The following is a 15,982-nucleotide window of genomic DNA, read 5'->3' on the forward strand; positions in this document are numbered from 1 at the left end:
TGCGGATCAAGCAGGTTCTTCAGGAGGTCGCTCGGACCTGCTGGATTCGCTCGAGGCGATGTGGGTGCGATGTTGTCATCGTGCGCCTGTTTTGCCCGACGTGTCAAACGTCGTCGCAGCGAGGCTCAAACCCATGCCGGCCGAAATCTTTCAATGATTTCTACTGTGCATGGGGTTGTTTTCACGGTTTTCGTTTCCGCCCCCTGCGGGGTGAAACTTTTTAGTCCCGCACGCGCTTCAGCATCTGCTCGACATGGGCGATCGGCGTCTCCGGCTGGATGCCGTGGCCGAGATTGAAGATGAAGCAGCCTTGCGCAAAATTCGCCAGCACATTGTCGACCGCGCGGTCGAGGGCTGAACCGCCGGTGATCAGCACCAGCGGATCGAGATTGCCCTGCACGGCGACGCGGCTCTGCACCCGCTCGCGGATGAAGGCCGGCTCCGCGGTCCAGTCGATGCTGACGGCGTTGACGCCCGTCGCCTCGACATAGCCGGGCAGTTGCGCGCCGGCCCCGCGCGGGAAGCCGATGATCTTCGCATCCGGCACTTTTGCGCGCACGCCTTCGACGATGCGCCGCGTCGGCTCGACCGACCAGCGCGCGAATTCGGCCGGCGGCAGCACGCCGGCCCAGGTGTCGAAAATCTGCAACGCATTGGCGCCGGCCTCTAACTGCGCCAGCAGATAGTGGATCGAGTTCTCGACCAGCACGTCGATGATTTTCGCAAACGCCTCCGGATGCCGGTAGGCCATCATCCGCGCCGGCGCCTGGTCCGGCGTGCCTTGGCCCGCGACCATGTAGGTCGCCACCGTCCACGGCGCGCCGCAGAAGCCGATCAGCGCGATTTTCGGATCGAGTGCGCCGCGCACGATCTTGAGCGCCTCGAACACCGGCTTGAGCTTGCCGAAATCGGCATGCGTGGCGAGCGTTGCGACCTTGGCCGGATCATCCAGCGGCTCGAGCCGCGGACCTTCGCCAACCTCGAAGCGCACGGAGCGGCCGAGCGCATAGGGGATCACCAGAATGTCGGAGAAGATGATCGCCGCATCGAAGCCGAACCGGCGGATCGGTTGCAGCGTGACTTCGGCAGCAAGCTCCGGATTGAAGCAGAGATCGAGGAAGCCGCCGGCCTTGGCGCGGACCTCGCGGTACTCCGGCAGATAGCGGCCGGCCTGCCGCATCATCCACATGGGCGGGACGGCTTGCCGCTGGCCGGAGAGCACGTCGATGAAGGGCTTTGTCGCAGACTGGGGCACGAACGTTCCTGATGCAGATTGGGGTTCCTGATACACCGTGCGCGGTCGGAGCGGAACAGGGGAACCAGCGCAAATGCGCCGCGTTGACCCGCCAGTGGAGGAGGAATTCCATGGCTCAGACATTCAATCCCGCGCCGCACGACAAGCACGCCGACAATCTGCACGAGGCGCTCGCGGCCGACCGCCACGCCAAGCTCGATACCGGGTTGGAAGATACCTTCCCCGCCTCCGATCCCGTGAGCGTCACGCAGCCGACGCCGTCGAAGGCCGACGCGGACGCCGACAATCCCTCGCTCTGGGGCAAGGTCAAGTCGATCTTCAGCTAGGGGCCGCCAGTTTCCGATAGACTCGATAAGACCTTGTTAGTGATCTGCGGAAGCCCCGGTCCGTAGGAGTACGGAAGAACCCGTAGATGAATGCGAATCCGGGCAGGCGCTTCAGGGTTCAATAAGAGAAGCGGCAGAGTTTCCCTCGACTGGAGAATTCTGCCGCATGAACGTCGCCTCACAGAGAGCCGGATGGAGCCGCCTGCCGTTGCGCGCGGCAGCGTTTGTCGTGCTCACCTGCGTGGCGATTCTCGGCGTCAGCGGCTGGCGTGAATGGGCCGCGCGGGACGCGGTGCTCAAGGGCGCCGAAACCGAGATGGCGAACGTCGCCCGCTCGCTGACGCAGCATGCCGAGGATAGCCTCGACCTGCTCGATTCCGGCGTCGTCGGCGTCGTCAGCCGGCTGGAGATGGACGGCGCCGGTCCCGTCACGATCGCGAAGCTGCGCAATCTCCTCGAGGCGCGCAAGAAGGCGATGGAGCGCGTCCACAGCCTCGCCATCATCGACGACCAGGGCAACTGGCTGACCTCGCCCGGCACGATCGCCTCGACGCTCAGCGACGATACGTTCTTCCGTTACCACCAGCTCTCGCCCAAACGGGAGGCCTATATCGGCCACCCCGTGAAGAGCCTCTTGGACGGCGAATGGGTCGTGACCCTGTCGCGCCGCTTCAACAAGCCGGACGGCAGCTTTGGCGGCGTGGTGCTCGCCGCGATCGGCTCCAGATATCTGTCGCACTTCTACGAGCAGTTCGAGATCGGCCGTAACAGCTCCGTGGCGCTGATGCACGGCGATGGCCTGATCATCGCGCGCAACCCGAACAACGAGAAATTCGTCGGCCGCAGCGTTGCCGACGCTCCGCTATTTCGCGATCCCAGCCTGCAACGGCCGAACGGCGCCTATCAATTCAAGTCACCACTGGATGGCGTCGAGCGCGTCAGCTTCTTCAAGCGCAGCAGCCGCTACCCGCTCGTCCTGCTCGCCACCGTCGACCGGGACGAGTTACTCGCGCCCTGGCGCGGGGCGGCGATCTCGCGCATGCTCTACGTGCTCGCGCTGGTCATGCTGATCGCGGTGATCGGCGCGGTGCTGGTGCGCCAGTTGCAGCGCGGCCAGCGCATGGCGGCGGCGTTGATCGAGAAGGAGGCGCATTTCCGCCTGCTCGCGGAAGGCTCTAGCGACATGGTCACCCGCATCGGGCTTGACGGGCAGCTGCGCTACGTTTCGCCGTCGTCCAACCGCGTCGTCGGCTGGCGCCCGAATCAGCTGATCGGCACCGACGCGCTCGCTGGAATCCATCCGGAGGACCGGCCGCATGTGCAGGCCATCGTCGACGCCATGAAGCGCGGCGATACGGACGAAGCGCGCGTCACCTACCGCAACGTACACCGGCAGAACTCCGAGGTCTGGCTGGAATCGACCATGCGCGTGACCCGCAAGGACAACGGCAATGTCAACGGCGTGGTCGCGATCTCGCGCGACATCTCCGAGCAGAAGAAGCTGGAGACCAGGCTCGAGACGCTTGCGATCGAGGACAGCCTCACCGGGCTTGCCAACCGTCGCCGCTTCGACGAACGGCTGAAGGAGGAATGGGCGCGCGCCTATCGCGACCGCTCCAGCCTCGGCCTGTTGATGATCGACGTCGACCACTTCAAGGCCTACAACGACGAATATGGCCATCCCGCCGGTGACGCCTGCTTGCGCGTGGTTGCAAAGATCATCGCGGCCGAGATGCAACGGGTCGGCGATCTCGCGGCGCGTTACGGCGGCGAGGAATTCGCCATGCTGCTGCCGAACACTGATGCCGCCGGCTGCGCCCGGATCGGCGAGCGGATCCGCAGCGCCGTCCACGATGCAGGTCTGGTCCACGCCTCCAATCCGGCGGCGCCATGCGTCACCGTCTCGGTCGGTGGCGCGACCTGCCGGCCGTCGTTCGAGCGCACCGCGGGCGCGGGATCGCTGGTGGAATCCGCCGACCGGGCGCTCTACGCCGCCAAGGACGCCGGCCGCGACAGCTTGACGATGTCCGGCGAGGTCATGAACCTGCTCAAGGCATCCGGCCAGTAATTCCGCTCAATAGTGCGGCGGAGGCTCGTTGGCAGGGCCCGGCGCATTCGCTTCCGCCTCCTGCAATCGCTCATTGAGCTGCGCCAGCTGTCGCGTCAGCACATCGATCTGCTTCCACTGCGCGGTGATGGTCTGGTTCAGCGTATCGATGGTGTCGTCCTGATAGGCAAGACGCGTCTCCAGCGTGTCGATGCGCTCGGCGAGCGCCTTGATCTCATTCGTCACGTGCCGTGTCCTTGTCCCGCTCGCGCAAACCAAGTTCTTGTAAACCATGGCCGAGCGCCACGCGCTCGTCGAACACAAAGCATTCGCCGCGCCAGCGGCTCTGCGCTTCCGGTACATCTTCCAGATACTTCAGGATGCCGCCCTTGAGGTGGTAGACTTCCGTAAAGCCGCGCGCCAGCAGATGCGCGCTCGCCTTCTCACAGCGGATGCCGCCGGTGCAGAACATCGCGATCTTGCGATGTTTCGCGGGATCGAGCTGTTCTGCCGCAAAATCCTTGAACTGGCCAAAGCTCTTGATGCCAGGGTCGACCGCGCCCTCGAACGTCCCCATCGCCACCTCGAAGGCGTTGCGGGTGTCGAGCACCAGCGTGTCGGGCGACGAGATCAGCCCGTTCCATTCGGCTGCTTCGACATAGGTGCCGACCTGCCGGGTCGGATCGGCGGCCGCGTCGCCAAGTGTGACGATCTCCTTCTTCAGCCGCACCTTGAGCCGGCCGAACGGCATCGCTTCCGCGGTCGAGCATTTCAGCTCGAGATTGTTGAGCCGGCCGCCGAACATCGCCCCGTGCGCGAGCTCGTGGGCGAAGGCGTCGATCGCCACAGGTGCGCCCGCGATCGTGCCGTTGATGCCCTCCTGGGCCAGCAATATGCTGCCTTTCAGGGACAGGCCGGTACAGAGCGCGCGCAGCGGCTCGCGCAGCTCGCGGTAATCGGGCAGGGCGGCGAATTGGTAGAAGGCGCAGACCTTGTAAGTCATGCGCCCGTTTAGCAGGCGGCCGGCGCCCGGAAAACCCGCAACCGATAGCTCTATTCCCAGCGAATGGCAGCCATTTCCCTGGTATGCCAGCATTGCCCGGGCGGCCCTGAATGTGTCATGAAGGCCCGATTTTTCCGAGACGGCGCGCCATCTGCGCCCATGGGTCTGAGAGAGCAAAAACTTCGATGAGAAACTTCCATTTCCCCGGCAGGTCCACAGTCCACGCCACCAACGCGATGGTCGCGACCTCGCATCCGCAGGCATCCCTTGCCGCGATCGAGGTGCTGCGCGAGGGTGGCACGGCGGTGGACGCGGCGGTGGCAGGTTCTGCCTTGCTCGGCGTGATCGAGCCGCAATCGACCGGCATCGGCGGCGATTGTTTTGCGCTGATCCAGCCGCGCGGCGAGGGCAAGATCATCGCCTATAACGGCTCCGGCCGGGCGCCGAAGGCGGCCAACGCCGACTGGTATCTCGAGCGCAAGATCAATTCCGTGCCGCTGACCTCGGCGCATGCAGTCTCGATCCCCGGCGTGATCGACTGTTTCGCGACCGTGCTGCGCGACCACGGCAAGTTCGGCTTCGACCGGCTGCTGCTGCCCGCGATCAAGGCGGCCGAGGAAGGCTACGTCGTCGCTCCCCGCATCGCGTTCGACTGGAAGAACCAGTTCGAGAAGCTGAAGGGTGGCACCAACACCGTGCGCTACCTGCTACCGGGCGGCAAGCCGCCGGTGGCCGGCGACGTCATCCGCCAGGCCGAGCTCGGCAAGACGCTGCGCGCGATCGCCAAGGACGGCCGTGACGCCTTCTACAGGGGCGCGATCGCGGAAGACATGGTCGAGACCCTACGCGGCATCGGCGGCCTGCACACGCTCGACGATTTCGCCGCGCACACCACCGAGACGACGACGCCGATCGGCACCATGTACAAGGGCTACGACGTCTGGCAGTGCCCGCCGAACGGCCCCGGTCTCACCGCGTTACTGATGCTCAACATCCTGTCGCGGTTCGACCTGACCAAATACGCGCCGCTCAGCGTCGAGCGCTTCCACCTCGAGGCGGAAGCCGCGCGCATCGCCTACATGCATCGCGAGCTGCATGTCGCCGATCCCAATCACATGCAGGTCGAGGTCTCCAAGATCCTCGCCAAGGAATTCTGCGACGAGCACATCGCAAAAATCCGCATGGACGGCATGCTCGACCTGCCGAACGTCGCACCGCCGATGAATCCCTCGACCATCTACATCACGGTCGTGGACAAGGATCGCAACGTCTGCTCGTTCATCAACTCGATCGCGCATTCCTTCGGCTCGGCGATCGTCTCCAATAAGACCGGCGTGCTGTTCCAGAACCGCGCCGGCGGCTTCCGCATCCAGCCCGGCCATCCCAACTGCATCGCCGGCGGCAAGCGTCCGCTGCACACCATCATGCCGAGCCTGCTCACCAAGGGCGGCCGCTCGGTGATGCCGTTCGCGGTGATGGGCGGTCAGTATCAGCCGGTCGGCCAGACCCGTGTCGTGACCAACATTCTCGATTATGGCTGCGACGTACAGGAGGCCATCGATATGCCGCGCGGCCTGCACTACGAGGGCAAGTACCAGCTCGAGGACAGTGTGCCGGCCGATATCGTCGAGGGCCTCAAGAAGCTCGGCCACGAGACCACCAGCGTGGTCGGTCCGCTCGGCGGCGCCCAGGCGATCTGGATCGACTGGGACAGGGGCACGCTCACCGGCGGTTCCGATCCGCGCAAGGATGGCTGCGCGCTCGGCTATTGATCGAGGACCCGAGGGCTGGAAACGATCACCGCGTTGCGCTAGACACCTTCCGCCTCAAACGGAAGGTGTTCTATGCAGCGTTTTCAGCGCGCACTCCTCGCCATCATGTCCGCGCTCGCGATCACTGTGATCGCCAGCGTGTCGACATTCGTCTCCACCACGGCATCGGCTCAGACCGCAGGAAAACCCATGACCACAGCTTCAGGCTTGCAGACCATCGACAGCGTCGTCGGCACCGGCGCCTCGCCGAAGCCCGGCCAGATTTGCGTGATGCATTATACCGGCTGGCTCTATGAGAATGGCCAGAAGGGTAAGAAGTTCGACTCGTCAGTCGATCGCAACGAGCCCTTCGAATTCCCGATCGGCAAGGGCCGCGTCATTGCCGGCTGGGACGAGGGCGTTGGCACGATGAAGGTCGGCGGCAAGCGCACGCTGATCATCCCGCCGCAGCTCGGCTACGGCGCCCGTGGCGCCGGCGGTGTGATCCCGCCGAACGCGACGCTGATGTTCGACGTGGAATTGCTCGCGGTGAAGTGAGCGGACAACAAAAAGACCGGCCTCGGGGCCGGTCCTTTCGCTTTCAGTCTAACGCGCGCTACTCCGCCGCGCGACGTGCCGCCGCCGCGGCGCGATCGATCGCTTCCTTCGCGGCGTCCTTGGCATCGCCCGTGGCCGCCTGGCCCTTGCCCTTCACCTCCTGGACCACGCCTTCGCCTTGCAGGCGCTCGGAACCGGTGGCTTCGCCGATGCCCTGCTTGGCCTTGCCGATGGCTTCGTTGGCATTGCCCTTGATCTTGTCGCTCGTGCTACCCATGGAAACTCTCCTTCCAGATTGCTCGAGCTAACAACACTGGGCGACAATGAGAGTTCCGATTTTGGTATGGCTTGCCGCCGTAGCTTTGGGTTAGTTTCACCGGTAAGGAACCAACAGAAAGCAAGAATCATGACCGGCCATGACCACACGCATTCCCACCATGACCACGATCATCACGATGATCGCTGGAAACACGATGGCGTGCGCGTCATTCCCGGCAATCAGCTCGATACCAACGTGCCGTCGACAGCGGGCATGGACCGTGCAGCCGCCATCAATTTCGCCCGCGTCGGCGCACAGAAATTGTGGGCAGGTACCGTCAGCATCAAGCCGGACGCCAAGACCGGCGCGCATCATCACGGCCACCTCGAAAGCGTCATCTATGTGGTGAAGGGCAAGGCGCGGATGCGCTGGGGCGAGAGCCTGCAATTCACCGCCGAGGCCGGCCCCGGCGATTTCATTTTCGTGCCGCCCTACGTGCCGCACCAGGAGATCAACGCCAGCCCCGACGAGGTGCTCGAATGCGTGCTGGTGCGCAGCGACGGCGAGGCGGTCGCGATCAATCTTGACATCGAGCCGGTCGAGAAGCCCGAGACCGTGCTGTGGGTCGATCCCATCCATCGGGATCCTAACGAGAGGAAGTAAGGCCGAAGACTGCGCGGGGTTCGGTGCGACAGAACCCCGCAGGTTATAAGGTAAAAAATATCCGGAAGCCGTGTCGGATGGCGGCTCTGCCATCCGTCCTTGGGCAGAATCCCGCCCACGGAGCTTCCGATGCCCAGGATGATTTTTCTCAATCTGCCGGTGACCGACCTCAAGCGTGCGACCGCCTTTTATGAGGCGATCGGCGCCACCAGGAACCCGCAATTCAGTGACGACACGGCGAGCTGCATGGTCTTTTCCGAGACCATCTACGCGATGCTGACGACCCACGACAAATTTCGTCAATTCACGCCGAAGCCGATTGCCGACGCGAAGACCTCGAACCAGGCGCTGTTCTGCCTGTCAGCCGATAGCCGGAAGGAGGTCGACGATATCGTCGGCAGGGCCGCGGCTGCGGGCGGGGTGGCCGATCCCAGCCCGAAGGACGAATACGGTTTCATGTACGGCCGCAGCTTCGAGGATCCGGATGGTCATATGTGGGGCGTGAACTGGCTGGACATGGCGGCAGTCCCCCCGAAGCCCGCTATGGCGAACGCCTGATTGAAAGCTGAAGAGGAGCATTCGCAATGTCCAAGCTCGTGCCCTGCATGTGGTTCAATGGCGATGCCGAGGACGCCGCAAAATTCTACGTCTCGCTCGTGCCGAATTCGGCGATCACGCACGTTCAGTACAATGTTGCGGACAATCCGTCCGGCAAGGAAGGTTCGGTGCTCGTCGTCGAGTTCACGGTGGCCGGCCAGCCGCTGGTCGCGCTCAACGGCGGCATGAAGGTGGACTATACCCATGCGCTGTCGCTGATGATCCATTGCGACGACCAGGCCCAGGTCGACAGCGTCTGGAACGCGTTCCTGGCCCATGGCGGCAAGGAGCAGCAGTGCGGCTGGATCTCTGACCGCTACGGCGTGTCCTGGCAGGTGGTGCCGAAGGTGATGTTCGATTTCCTGTCGAGCCCCGACAAGGCCGCCGCCGCACGCGCGATGCAGGCCATGATGAAGATGGTGAAGCTTGATGTGGACGCCTTGCGACGTGCGTTCGAGGGCAAGTCGGCGGCGTGACGTCAACACAGATGCCGTAGGGCGGGCAAAGGCGCATTCGCGCCGTGCCCACCATCCGTCTATGATTGAGAGAGAAGTGGTGGGCACGCTTCCGCTTTGCCCACCCTACGAGACCTTGCTGAGGCGCGCTCGCCCGCTAGTAATTGATCCTCAACCCCACGCCGCCATGGATGGTGTTGCCGACCGGCTGCGGGCCCAGTGTGCCGTTGGTGAAGAGGTCCACGATCCAGCCCTTCTGCACGCGGAAGCCGAGGCGGCCGCCATATTCGAACCAGCCCTGGTTGCCCATCGTCGGCACCACCCTGCCGTCGCCGGTCACGGTGGCGACGATGCCGCTGTGGCTGGCGAATGACTGCACCCAGCCGCCGTTGATGTTGGTCTCGATGTTGCCGGCGAAGAGATGGGTCCACTGGCCCCCGATCTTGACTAGGCTGGTGCGGTCGGTGCCGGTCGCAATGCTGGCGTCGAACGGATTGAACGCGACCGTGTTGTCCGCATAGCCCGACACGCGCTGCCAGAGCTGCCAGACCTCGACGGAGGCTGCGACCTCGTCGCGCGGTGACAACCGGCTCATCCAGCCGGCGCGACCGTAGACCGCGTAGTTCGCGGCGTTGGTCGAACTCGTGACGCTCACCGGGCCGAGGCTGGTATTGTAGCTGCGAGTGTAGCGCGCCTTCTCCCACGGCGTCAGGATCGTGCCGACGTCGAAGAATGGACGCGACGAGCCCCAATCGGTGAAGTCATAGCGCAGCGCGAAGGCGCCGATCGGGGCACTGGTGATGTTGTTGCCGCCCTCGCTGTATTGCGTGTAGGCGAGGCCGGCGAGCAGCGACAGATTGGGCGTCAGCTCCTTGCGGCCGTGGATGCCGGCCGAGAACGAGCCCGCCGAACCGAACGCGCTGACGCAGTCGCTGCAATTGACCTGCTCGTTGACGCCAAGCAGCACCGTGCCGAGCACGCGGTTGGTGATCATCTGGTTGAAGCGCTGGTTGGCGAGGCCGCCGATCGAGTTGCCGCTGGAATCGGAGCCGGTCGGCGTTGGGCTCTGCGATGGGGACGGGCTCGGTGCCGGAGAGGGGCTCGGTGACGGAGAGGGGCTCGGCGCCGGATAAGGGCTTGGTGATGGATAGGGTTGCGGCTCGCCGCATTCGGACTCGCAAGAACTTTGGGCCGCAGCCGGCCGGGTGTTGAGCGCGAACAGTGCAAGGGCAGCGGCCGCCGCTAATGCGCTGGCGAGGATAAGCCTCTTGAAGCCGAGCTGCGCCATCGTCAGCGCCCGCACAGCATGCCGTCGTCATGGACGACAGGTGTGATGGTTGGCGAGGCATCGGCATATTGATTGACGGAGCACAGCCCGGCATTGGCGGCGCAGTTGGCGGCGAAAGTCCAGGGCGGCGTGTTGGTCCTGGTGATGGAGACCTTGCCGCCGGTCGAGGTGATGACCGCTGTGTCGCCCGGCTGGGTGAGTTGGATGCACTGGAAGTTCAGCGTGCAGACGCTGGCCGCGCCCTCCTGAAGCACGACGACCGAGCGGCCGCGCTGCGACAGGATGTCGAGCGTGGTGCCGCGAACGCCGATGGTCGCGAGCGGCGTCGTGATCTTGTAGGCGGTCTTCTCCGAATGTCCGGTGACGAAGCGGAAGGCGCCGGTGGTCATGCGGATCGCGACGTCGCGATAGCTGTGCTCGTCGTTGAAGACGGTGCGGTCGAGCTTCAGCGTGGCGCTCGGTCCCAGCGACAGATTGGTGCTGTCCGCCATGACGAACCGCGCTGCGCTGTCGGCGCCGGTGCGCACGGTCTCGTCGCGCAGCATGCTATCACCGACATTGATCGGCGTCGTGCTCGTGGCGATGCGCACCACTTCGTTCTGGACCAGGACGGCTTCGCCGACGCGCGTTTGGGCCTGCGCGCAAGTCGCAGCGCACAATGTGGCCGACAGCAGTGCAGGGAAAAGCAGAAAACGCAAATTCATATTGTACCCGATCGAAGTCCCTGATCGCACACGCCTGTGTTGTGGTAGAATGATCACAAGCGGCGCGAGACGAGCGTTAGCTTAGTGACAGTTGCGGCAGAATGCGTTCAATGGATCGGCTGAGTTATTTTTTATTCGCGGTGACGCAGATTTGCCACGTAAAATAGTCCCACAGCCGTCGCGCGAAGCACACGCGGTTCCGAAGTTGTCGCGAAGCGCAGTGATCGCTGTCGCGATCTTCCTAGCTGCGCATCTCGCGCTGTTGATCGGGCTGGTGACGCCGGAAAAATTCGTGTTCGACGAGGTGCATTATGTGCCGGCTGCACGGCAGATGCTGGGCTCCGGGACGTCGCAGCCGATGCTCAATCCGATGCATCCGCCGCTGGCGAAAGAGCTGATCGCGATTTCGATCGCAGCGTTCGGCGACAATGCGCTGGGCTGGCGCTATCCGGCGACGCTGTTCGGTGCGCTCGCGATCGTCGCGATCTATCTCTGCGGTCTCGCGTTGTTCGGATCGCAAGGGCCCGCGATCGCGGCAGCACTGATCGCGGCGTTCAACCAGATGCTCTATGTGCAGGCGCGCATCGCGATGCTCGACATCTTCGCACTCGGTTTCGGTCTGCTCGCCATCGCCGCCTTCATGCATGGCTTTCGAAAGGAGCGGCCGCAGGCGCTGTTCGCACTCGCGGGTGCGTTGTTCGGTCTCGCCGCCGCCTGCAAGTGGAGCGGCTTGTTTCCGCTCGGCGTCTGCATCGTCATCGTTGCGGTGATCTGCCTGATGCAGGGCTGGCACACGCTGTTTGTCGATGCGCAGCCGAGCGACTGGTACCGGCCCGATGTCTGGCCCGCCTTCAGAGTGCACCATGTCGCGCTCTGCTTTGCGCTGTTGCCGGCCGTGACCTATCTCGCCGCCTTCGTTCCGCTCTACGGGCTGTCATTGCCGGATCTGATCGAGGCGCAGCGCCGCATCTTTGCCGACAACACCACCACCGCGATCGCCGGCCATACTTATATGAGCTCATGGCCATCCTGGCCGTTGCTGGCGCGGCCGGTGTGGTTCCTGTTCGACAAGACCTCGGACGACAACGTCGCGGCGGTCGTTTTCCTCGGCAATCCGCTGGTAGCGTGGCCGACGCTGCTCGCGCTCGCGGTGGTGTTGCGCGACTTCATCGTCGCGCGTCGCTGGGATGCGTTCCTGATCGCGGCGTTCTATTTCGGCCTCTGGCTCGCCTGGGCGCTGCTGCCGCGCACGCTGGGCTTCATCTATTATTATCTGCCGGCAGCAACCGTCGCCTCGCTCGCGCTGGTCTATGTGCTGCGCAGAGAAGGGCTGCCGCGCTGGCTGTTGTGGGCCTATGTCGGCGTCGCCGCGATCGGCTTTGCGGTGATGCTGCCGATCTCAGCCGCCTTCATCGGCACGTCGATGCAAATGTTCAATCGGATGATGTTGTTCCAGAGCTGGATCTGACAACAGAAAACCGCCCGCCGCTTTCGCGGTAGGCGGTTTTCGATTGCTGCAATTACTTCTCAGATCACTTGGACGCGGTCTTGGTGTCCATGTTCACGACCTGGACGCGGCGGTTGATCGGGTCGGCGCCGTTGGCGGTGTCCTTCAGCCTGGTCTTGCCATAGCCGACGGTGACGAGATCGCTGCCATTGAGGCCGTAGTTCTGCACCAGGTACTTCTTGATGGTGTCGGCGCGCCGCTCAGAGAGCCCCTGATTGTATTCTTCGGTGCCGATCGCATCGGTATGGCCGGCGACCACGAAGGTCGAGCCTTTCAGCGACGGATCGGACAGCGCCTTGCCGAGCGCCTGCACCGACGGCACCGAGGTCCTGGCGATGTCGGCCGAGTTGTAGTCGAACTGGATCTCCAGATCGATGTTCGGCTTTGCCGCCGCGAGCTCGGCGATCTGATCGCGCTCGCCCGTCGAGAGCGAACGGGTCTGCCGGTTGCGTACGGTATTGAGGAAGGCCGCTTCCTTGGCTTGCGCCGTCGGATCGGCCTGCGGACCGGCGGATAGGCCGCGGGTGATCGGCCTGGGCTTCAACGCATCCAGGATCTGATTGGTGGAGACGTTGCTGTCGCCGGCGAAAGCCAGGCCCGCCGTCAACGACAGCGCGGCCGTGAGCGTGATCGCCTTCAGTCCAAAAAACCTATTGAAATGGGTCATTGTCGTATCCTCGCTGTGACGCCTGATGGCGATTTGATGCTGCGAGCATAGGGAAGGTTCAAAGGCTCGGATGTGATCCGGGTCACATTCAGAAATCGCCGAAGTACCATCCGCATCTTAGCGCCGGCGCCGGTCGGCATCCATCGCATCCAGCTAGCTGGCAGTGGCCCGTTACCGGTGCAGCACAAGGCCTGCTCAGGAAGTAACGCTGTCTCGTTCGATCCTCGAAAGCAGGTGCAGATCCTTCACGTCATTTCGAATCGGTCTTATGCGACTCGCTGGACTTCGGGCCGCAGCGGGTACAATCTCCCTGCCATTGCTCGTCACCAGCATTCATTGCCCGTTGCGTCAGCCCCGCGAAGAGTAGCCGTCGCAGCGTCGCTCAGCTCGGTTCGAGCATTAGAAATCCCCGGGTGATCCAGATCACAGTGCGTCGTTGTGAACTGGATCAGATAGCTCTCATCGGATCGGCTCGGGTTGATCCGAGAACAGCGAAGAAGTTTGGATCAGGGGAGAATGATCATGCGCTTCTTGATCGCAGCAATTTCAATCGCAGCATTTCTCGTCAGCGGCAACGCAGCTTTCGCTGACAAGCGCGTCGCCTTCGTGGTCGGCAATGCCGCCTACAAGAATGTCCCGCAGCTCCCAAACCCCGCGATCGATTCCAAGGCGATGGCCAGGGTGCTGCGCAATGTCGGCTTCGATGTCGTCGAGGGCGCCAACCTCACCCGCGACGCCATGACTGCAAAGCTTTTGGAGTTTGGCAAGAAGAGTGAAGGCGCCGATGTCGCCGTGTTCTTCTATGCCGGCCACGGGATTGCCGTGAACGGCGTCAACTACCTGTTGCCGATTGACGCGGACCTGAAATCCGAAATCGACGTCAAGCTCGGCGCGGCGATCAATGTCGACATCACGCTCGATCAGACCATGGCGGATGCCAAGGTGAAGCTCGTATTCCTGGACGCCTGCCGCGATAACCCATTCGCGGCAAAGATCCGGTCGGCCAAGGCCACCCGCTCCGTCAACGTGCAGACTGGCCTCGCCGAGATGAAGTCGGGCGAGGGCACGCTGATTGCCTTTGCCACCGGCCCCGGCCAGACCGCGCTCGACGGCGAGGCCGGCACCAACAGCCCATTCACCCGGGCCCTCGTCGCCAACATTGCCCAGCCCGGAATCGAGATCCAGCAGGCCATGACCAAGGTCCGTGCCCAGGTCAGTGACGAGACCAGCAAGGGGCAATTGCCCTGGGGCCACACCAACCTCACCGGCAACGTCTATCTCAATCCGGTTGGTGCGTCGGCTACGGCCACGATCGATCCGTCGAACGCGCCGGTATCGGCCGCGGCCAGGCAAGGCTCCGACATCGAGCTCGAGTTCTGGCGCTCGATCAAGGACACCAACAAGGTGGAAGAACTCAACGCCTATCTCACCAACTATCCGAACGGCACGTTCAAATCGATTGCACTCGCCCGCATCGCGGCGTTGCAGGACGGACCGTCCAATACCACCCGCAACCTGTCGGCCGGGATCGATCCCGCGACCTTCACCGAAGAAGCCAGCCAGATGTCCGAAGACCAGATCGGTCTGGACAAGAGCCAGCGCCGCGACGTGCAGCGCCGCCTCACCGGGCTCGGCTTTGACGTCAAGGCGACCGGGAAGTTCGACGACGAGACCCGTTCCGTGATGAAGCGTTGGCAGGCTGCACGTGGCTATCCCGCCACCGGCTATCTCAACAAGCTCCAGCACAAGGCTCTGCTATCGGAGATCGTTTCGACCCGCGCTGCCTCCCCTGAGCAGGCAGACGATGAGCCGGCGCGTCGCCATTCCTCCGGTGGTGGCGGTCGGCGCCATTACAGTGGTGGCGGCGGCGCCCCGACGGGCGGCCCTGGCGGTCTGTTTGGCGGCATGATGGGTGGATTGTTTGGCCGCCGCTGAGGGCAAACACGGGGGGCGGCTCAATCCGGGCCGCCCTCCCTGTCGGAAACCTGCGCTCATCCTTCGTCGCAAAGCGGTCGCGTGGCGGCCTGTCTGCGAACAAGTTTTCGGCAAGATGCGCGCCTAGCAGGACCCCTGATCCGACAACCGCAAGCGAAGGGGAGCCGAGTTCAATCCTGTGCCAAGGCCGAGTGACTATCAGTTCTATCGTGGCGGCCCGCCGGATCGGACCGTGTTCCTGAGTTCCATGCCCATCTATATCGGCGCGGCGATGATCGCGGTCGCGATCCTGCTCTCGACGCTGATCACGGGATTGACCTCCCGCTATGTCGGCCTCGAAGCTCCGACCGACGAGAACATGTGGCTGGTCGACCGCCTCACCGGCAGCGTCTATCGCTGCCAGGCGGAGGGCCGGGGCAGAGCCGCATGCGAGCCCGACATCGCCACCGGGAGCGTCAGTGACCGGCCCAACGACCGGCCTAAGCCGCCGAAGGACGGCCGCTGAGGCGATGTCGCTTCGCATTGCAGCAAGAAAATTTTCTTCTCCACGAAACATTGTCGCGAGAGAATACGTAGTTGCGAAGGCCGGCATGACGCCGGTTTCGTTTTGCTCAAGGAGATTTTTCGATGAAGACCTTGCTCACCGCCGCAGCCTTTGTCGCGTTCGCTCTTTCAATTTCGCCCGCATCCGCCGCGATGATGGCGTGCACCGGCGATAACATGATGAAATCGACGGCCATGATGACCAGTACCGCCGACACGCCTGCCAAGGCGGCCGCGAACAAGGAAATGGCCATGGCCAACACGGACATGAGCAATGGCAAGATGAAGGGCGCCTGCATGCACTACATGAAGGCGCAGAAGGCCATGATGATGAAGTAGGCCTCGGCCACCCCCGTCCAGCCGCGCTGTCAGCAGATGGCAGCGCGGCCTTTCTTTGCCACGTTCTTTCGCGCGTTCTTTTTCC

Annotated in this window: 18 protein-coding genes; 11 read left to right on the plus strand and 7 right to left on the minus strand. The window is 63.5% G+C overall.

The window, feature by feature from the left end; genetic code table 11:
• Nucleotides 1-220: 220 nt before the first annotated feature.
• Nucleotides 221-1,255 carry a uroporphyrinogen decarboxylase gene (gene hemE / locus ACP2YP_RS09515; protein ID WP_426423877.1) on the minus strand — a complete coding sequence of 345 codons (1,035 nt, stop codon included), beginning with the start codon at nt 1,253-1,255 and terminating at the stop codon, nt 221-223.
• Nucleotides 1,256-1,365: 110 nt separating this feature from the next.
• On the opposite strand from hemE, the gene ACP2YP_RS09520 reads away from it, so the two are divergent.
• Nucleotides 1,366-1,581, plus strand: coding sequence for a hypothetical protein (locus tag ACP2YP_RS09520; RefSeq protein ID WP_426423878.1), 216 nt, complete (start codon nt 1,366-1,368; stop codon nt 1,579-1,581).
• A 166-nt stretch (nt 1,582-1,747) separates the two neighbouring features.
• A complete protein-coding gene (locus ACP2YP_RS09525; protein ID WP_426423879.1) occupies nt 1,748-3,649 on the plus strand; it encodes a diguanylate cyclase in 1,902 nt (633 codons plus the stop codon).
• Between the two features lie 6 nt (nt 3,650-3,655).
• Here ACP2YP_RS09525 and ACP2YP_RS09530 read toward each other — a convergent pair whose 3' ends face one another.
• Nucleotides 3,656-3,874, minus strand: coding sequence for a SlyX family protein (locus ACP2YP_RS09530; RefSeq protein ID WP_426423880.1), 219 nt, complete (start codon nt 3,872-3,874; stop codon nt 3,656-3,658).
• Entirely contained in the window at nt 3,864-4,631 is a 768-nt protein-coding gene (locus ACP2YP_RS09535; RefSeq protein ID WP_426423881.1) for a rhodanese-related sulfurtransferase, read from the minus strand. Before ACP2YP_RS09535 ends, ACP2YP_RS09530 begins: the two co-directional genes overlap by 11 nt.
• 185 nt (nt 4,632-4,816) lie before the next feature.
• On the opposite strand from ACP2YP_RS09535, the gene ggt reads away from it, so the two are divergent.
• Both ggt and ACP2YP_RS09545 read left to right on the plus strand, forming a co-directional pair.
• Nucleotides 4,817-6,403, plus strand: coding sequence for a gamma-glutamyltransferase (gene ggt, locus ACP2YP_RS09540; protein ID WP_426423882.1), 1,587 nt, complete (start codon nt 4,817-4,819; stop codon nt 6,401-6,403).
• Between the two features lie 72 nt (nt 6,404-6,475).
• The gene (locus ACP2YP_RS09545) at nt 6,476-6,940 is read left to right on the plus strand and encodes an FKBP-type peptidyl-prolyl cis-trans isomerase (protein WP_426423883.1); all 465 of its coding nucleotides are present in this window, start codon (nt 6,476-6,478) and stop codon (nt 6,938-6,940) included.
• Nucleotides 6,941-6,998: 58 nt separating this feature from the next.
• Here the strand turns inward: ACP2YP_RS09545 and ACP2YP_RS09550 are convergent, their stop codons facing one another.
• A complete protein-coding gene (locus tag ACP2YP_RS09550; protein WP_426423884.1) occupies nt 6,999-7,217 on the minus strand; it encodes a CsbD family protein in 219 nt (72 codons plus the stop codon).
• A gap of 129 nt (nt 7,218-7,346) precedes the next feature.
• Between ACP2YP_RS09550 and ACP2YP_RS09555 the strand changes: the two genes are divergently transcribed.
• The 3 genes from ACP2YP_RS09555 (at nt 7,347) to ACP2YP_RS09565 (ending at nt 8,935) form a co-directional block, all read left to right on the plus strand.
• On the plus strand, nt 7,347-7,862 hold the full coding sequence (locus ACP2YP_RS09555) for a cupin domain-containing protein (RefSeq protein ID WP_426423885.1): 516 nt from the start codon (nt 7,347-7,349) through the stop codon (nt 7,860-7,862).
• A 129-nt stretch (nt 7,863-7,991) separates the two neighbouring features.
• Complete coding sequence (locus tag ACP2YP_RS09560; RefSeq protein ID WP_426423886.1) at nt 7,992-8,420, plus strand: VOC family protein; 429 nt, start codon at nt 7,992-7,994, stop codon at nt 8,418-8,420.
• A 26-nt stretch (nt 8,421-8,446) separates the two neighbouring features.
• The gene (locus ACP2YP_RS09565) at nt 8,447-8,935 is read left to right on the plus strand and encodes a VOC family protein (RefSeq protein WP_426423887.1); all 489 of its coding nucleotides are present in this window, start codon (nt 8,447-8,449) and stop codon (nt 8,933-8,935) included.
• 136 nt (nt 8,936-9,071) lie between these two features.
• On the opposite strand, the gene ACP2YP_RS09570 is transcribed toward ACP2YP_RS09565, so the two are convergent.
• Nucleotides 9,072-10,202 carry a hypothetical protein gene (locus tag ACP2YP_RS09570; RefSeq protein WP_426423888.1) on the minus strand — a complete coding sequence of 377 codons (1,131 nt, stop codon included), beginning with the start codon at nt 10,200-10,202 and terminating at the stop codon, nt 9,072-9,074.
• A 2-nt stretch (nt 10,203-10,204) separates the two neighbouring features.
• Nucleotides 10,205-10,906 carry a FecR family protein gene (locus ACP2YP_RS09575; protein WP_426423889.1) on the minus strand — a complete coding sequence of 234 codons (702 nt, stop codon included), beginning with the start codon at nt 10,904-10,906 and terminating at the stop codon, nt 10,205-10,207.
• A gap of 163 nt (nt 10,907-11,069) precedes the next feature.
• On the opposite strand from ACP2YP_RS09575, the gene ACP2YP_RS09580 reads away from it, so the two are divergent.
• A complete protein-coding gene (locus ACP2YP_RS09580; protein ID WP_426426095.1) occupies nt 11,070-12,374 on the plus strand; it encodes a phospholipid carrier-dependent glycosyltransferase in 1,305 nt (434 codons plus the stop codon).
• Nucleotides 12,375-12,438: 64 nt separating this feature from the next.
• On the opposite strand, the gene ACP2YP_RS09585 is transcribed toward ACP2YP_RS09580, so the two are convergent.
• Nucleotides 12,439-13,080, minus strand: a complete 642-nt coding sequence (locus ACP2YP_RS09585; protein ID WP_426423890.1) for an OmpA family protein — start codon at nt 13,078-13,080, stop codon at nt 12,439-12,441.
• Between the two features lie 522 nt (nt 13,081-13,602).
• Between ACP2YP_RS09585 and ACP2YP_RS09590 the strand changes: the two genes are divergently transcribed.
• The 3 genes from ACP2YP_RS09590 (at nt 13,603) to ACP2YP_RS09600 (ending at nt 15,897) form a co-directional block, all read left to right on the plus strand.
• The gene (locus tag ACP2YP_RS09590; RefSeq protein ID WP_426423891.1) at nt 13,603-15,015 is read left to right on the plus strand and encodes a caspase family protein; all 1,413 of its coding nucleotides are present in this window, start codon (nt 13,603-13,605) and stop codon (nt 15,013-15,015) included.
• Nucleotides 15,016-15,262: 247 nt separating this feature from the next.
• A complete protein-coding gene (locus ACP2YP_RS09595; RefSeq protein WP_426426096.1) occupies nt 15,263-15,520 on the plus strand; it encodes a hypothetical protein in 258 nt (85 codons plus the stop codon).
• A gap of 122 nt (nt 15,521-15,642) precedes the next feature.
• Nucleotides 15,643-15,897: a hypothetical protein gene (locus ACP2YP_RS09600; RefSeq protein ID WP_426423892.1), complete on the plus strand. Its 255-nt coding sequence runs from the start codon at nt 15,643-15,645 to the stop codon at nt 15,895-15,897.
• Nucleotides 15,898-15,982: the final 85 nt, after the last annotated feature.

It is taken from the genome of Bradyrhizobium genosp. A (assembly GCF_049949275.1).
Classification (GTDB): Bacteria; Pseudomonadota; Alphaproteobacteria; order Rhizobiales; family Xanthobacteraceae; genus Bradyrhizobium.

Bases quoted from the DNA above. Each gene is read 5' to 3' on its own strand.
- ACP2YP_RS09520 (WP_426423878.1), top strand. From the start codon at position 1,366: ATGGCTCAGACATTCAATCCCGCGCCGCACGACAAGCACGCCGACAAT.
- ACP2YP_RS09525 (WP_426423879.1), top strand. From the start codon at position 1,748: ATGAACGTCGCCTCACAGAGAGCCGGATGGAGCCGCCTGCCGTTGCGC.
- ACP2YP_RS09535 (WP_426423881.1), bottom strand. From the start codon at position 4,631: ATGACTTACAAGGTCTGCGCCTTCTACCAATTCGCCGCCCTGCCCGAT.
- ggt (WP_426423882.1), top strand. From the start codon at position 4,817: ATGAGAAACTTCCATTTCCCCGGCAGGTCCACAGTCCACGCCACCAAC.
- ACP2YP_RS09545 (WP_426423883.1), top strand. From the start codon at position 6,476: ATGCAGCGTTTTCAGCGCGCACTCCTCGCCATCATGTCCGCGCTCGCG.
- ACP2YP_RS09550 (WP_426423884.1), bottom strand. From the start codon at position 7,217: ATGGGTAGCACGAGCGACAAGATCAAGGGCAATGCCAACGAAGCCATC.
- ACP2YP_RS09555 (WP_426423885.1), top strand. From the start codon at position 7,347: ATGACCGGCCATGACCACACGCATTCCCACCATGACCACGATCATCAC.
- ACP2YP_RS09560 (WP_426423886.1), top strand. From the start codon at position 7,992: ATGCCCAGGATGATTTTTCTCAATCTGCCGGTGACCGACCTCAAGCGT.
- ACP2YP_RS09565 (WP_426423887.1), top strand. From the start codon at position 8,447: ATGTCCAAGCTCGTGCCCTGCATGTGGTTCAATGGCGATGCCGAGGAC.
- ACP2YP_RS09570 (WP_426423888.1), bottom strand. From the start codon at position 10,202: ATGGCGCAGCTCGGCTTCAAGAGGCTTATCCTCGCCAGCGCATTAGCG.
- ACP2YP_RS09575 (WP_426423889.1), bottom strand. From the start codon at position 10,906: ATGAATTTGCGTTTTCTGCTTTTCCCTGCACTGCTGTCGGCCACATTG.
- ACP2YP_RS09585 (WP_426423890.1), bottom strand. From the start codon at position 13,080: ATGACCCATTTCAATAGGTTTTTTGGACTGAAGGCGATCACGCTCACG.
- ACP2YP_RS09590 (WP_426423891.1), top strand. From the start codon at position 13,603: ATGCGCTTCTTGATCGCAGCAATTTCAATCGCAGCATTTCTCGTCAGC.
- ACP2YP_RS09595 (WP_426426096.1), top strand. From the start codon at position 15,263: ATGCCCATCTATATCGGCGCGGCGATGATCGCGGTCGCGATCCTGCTC.
- ACP2YP_RS09600 (WP_426423892.1), top strand. From the start codon at position 15,643: ATGAAGACCTTGCTCACCGCCGCAGCCTTTGTCGCGTTCGCTCTTTCA.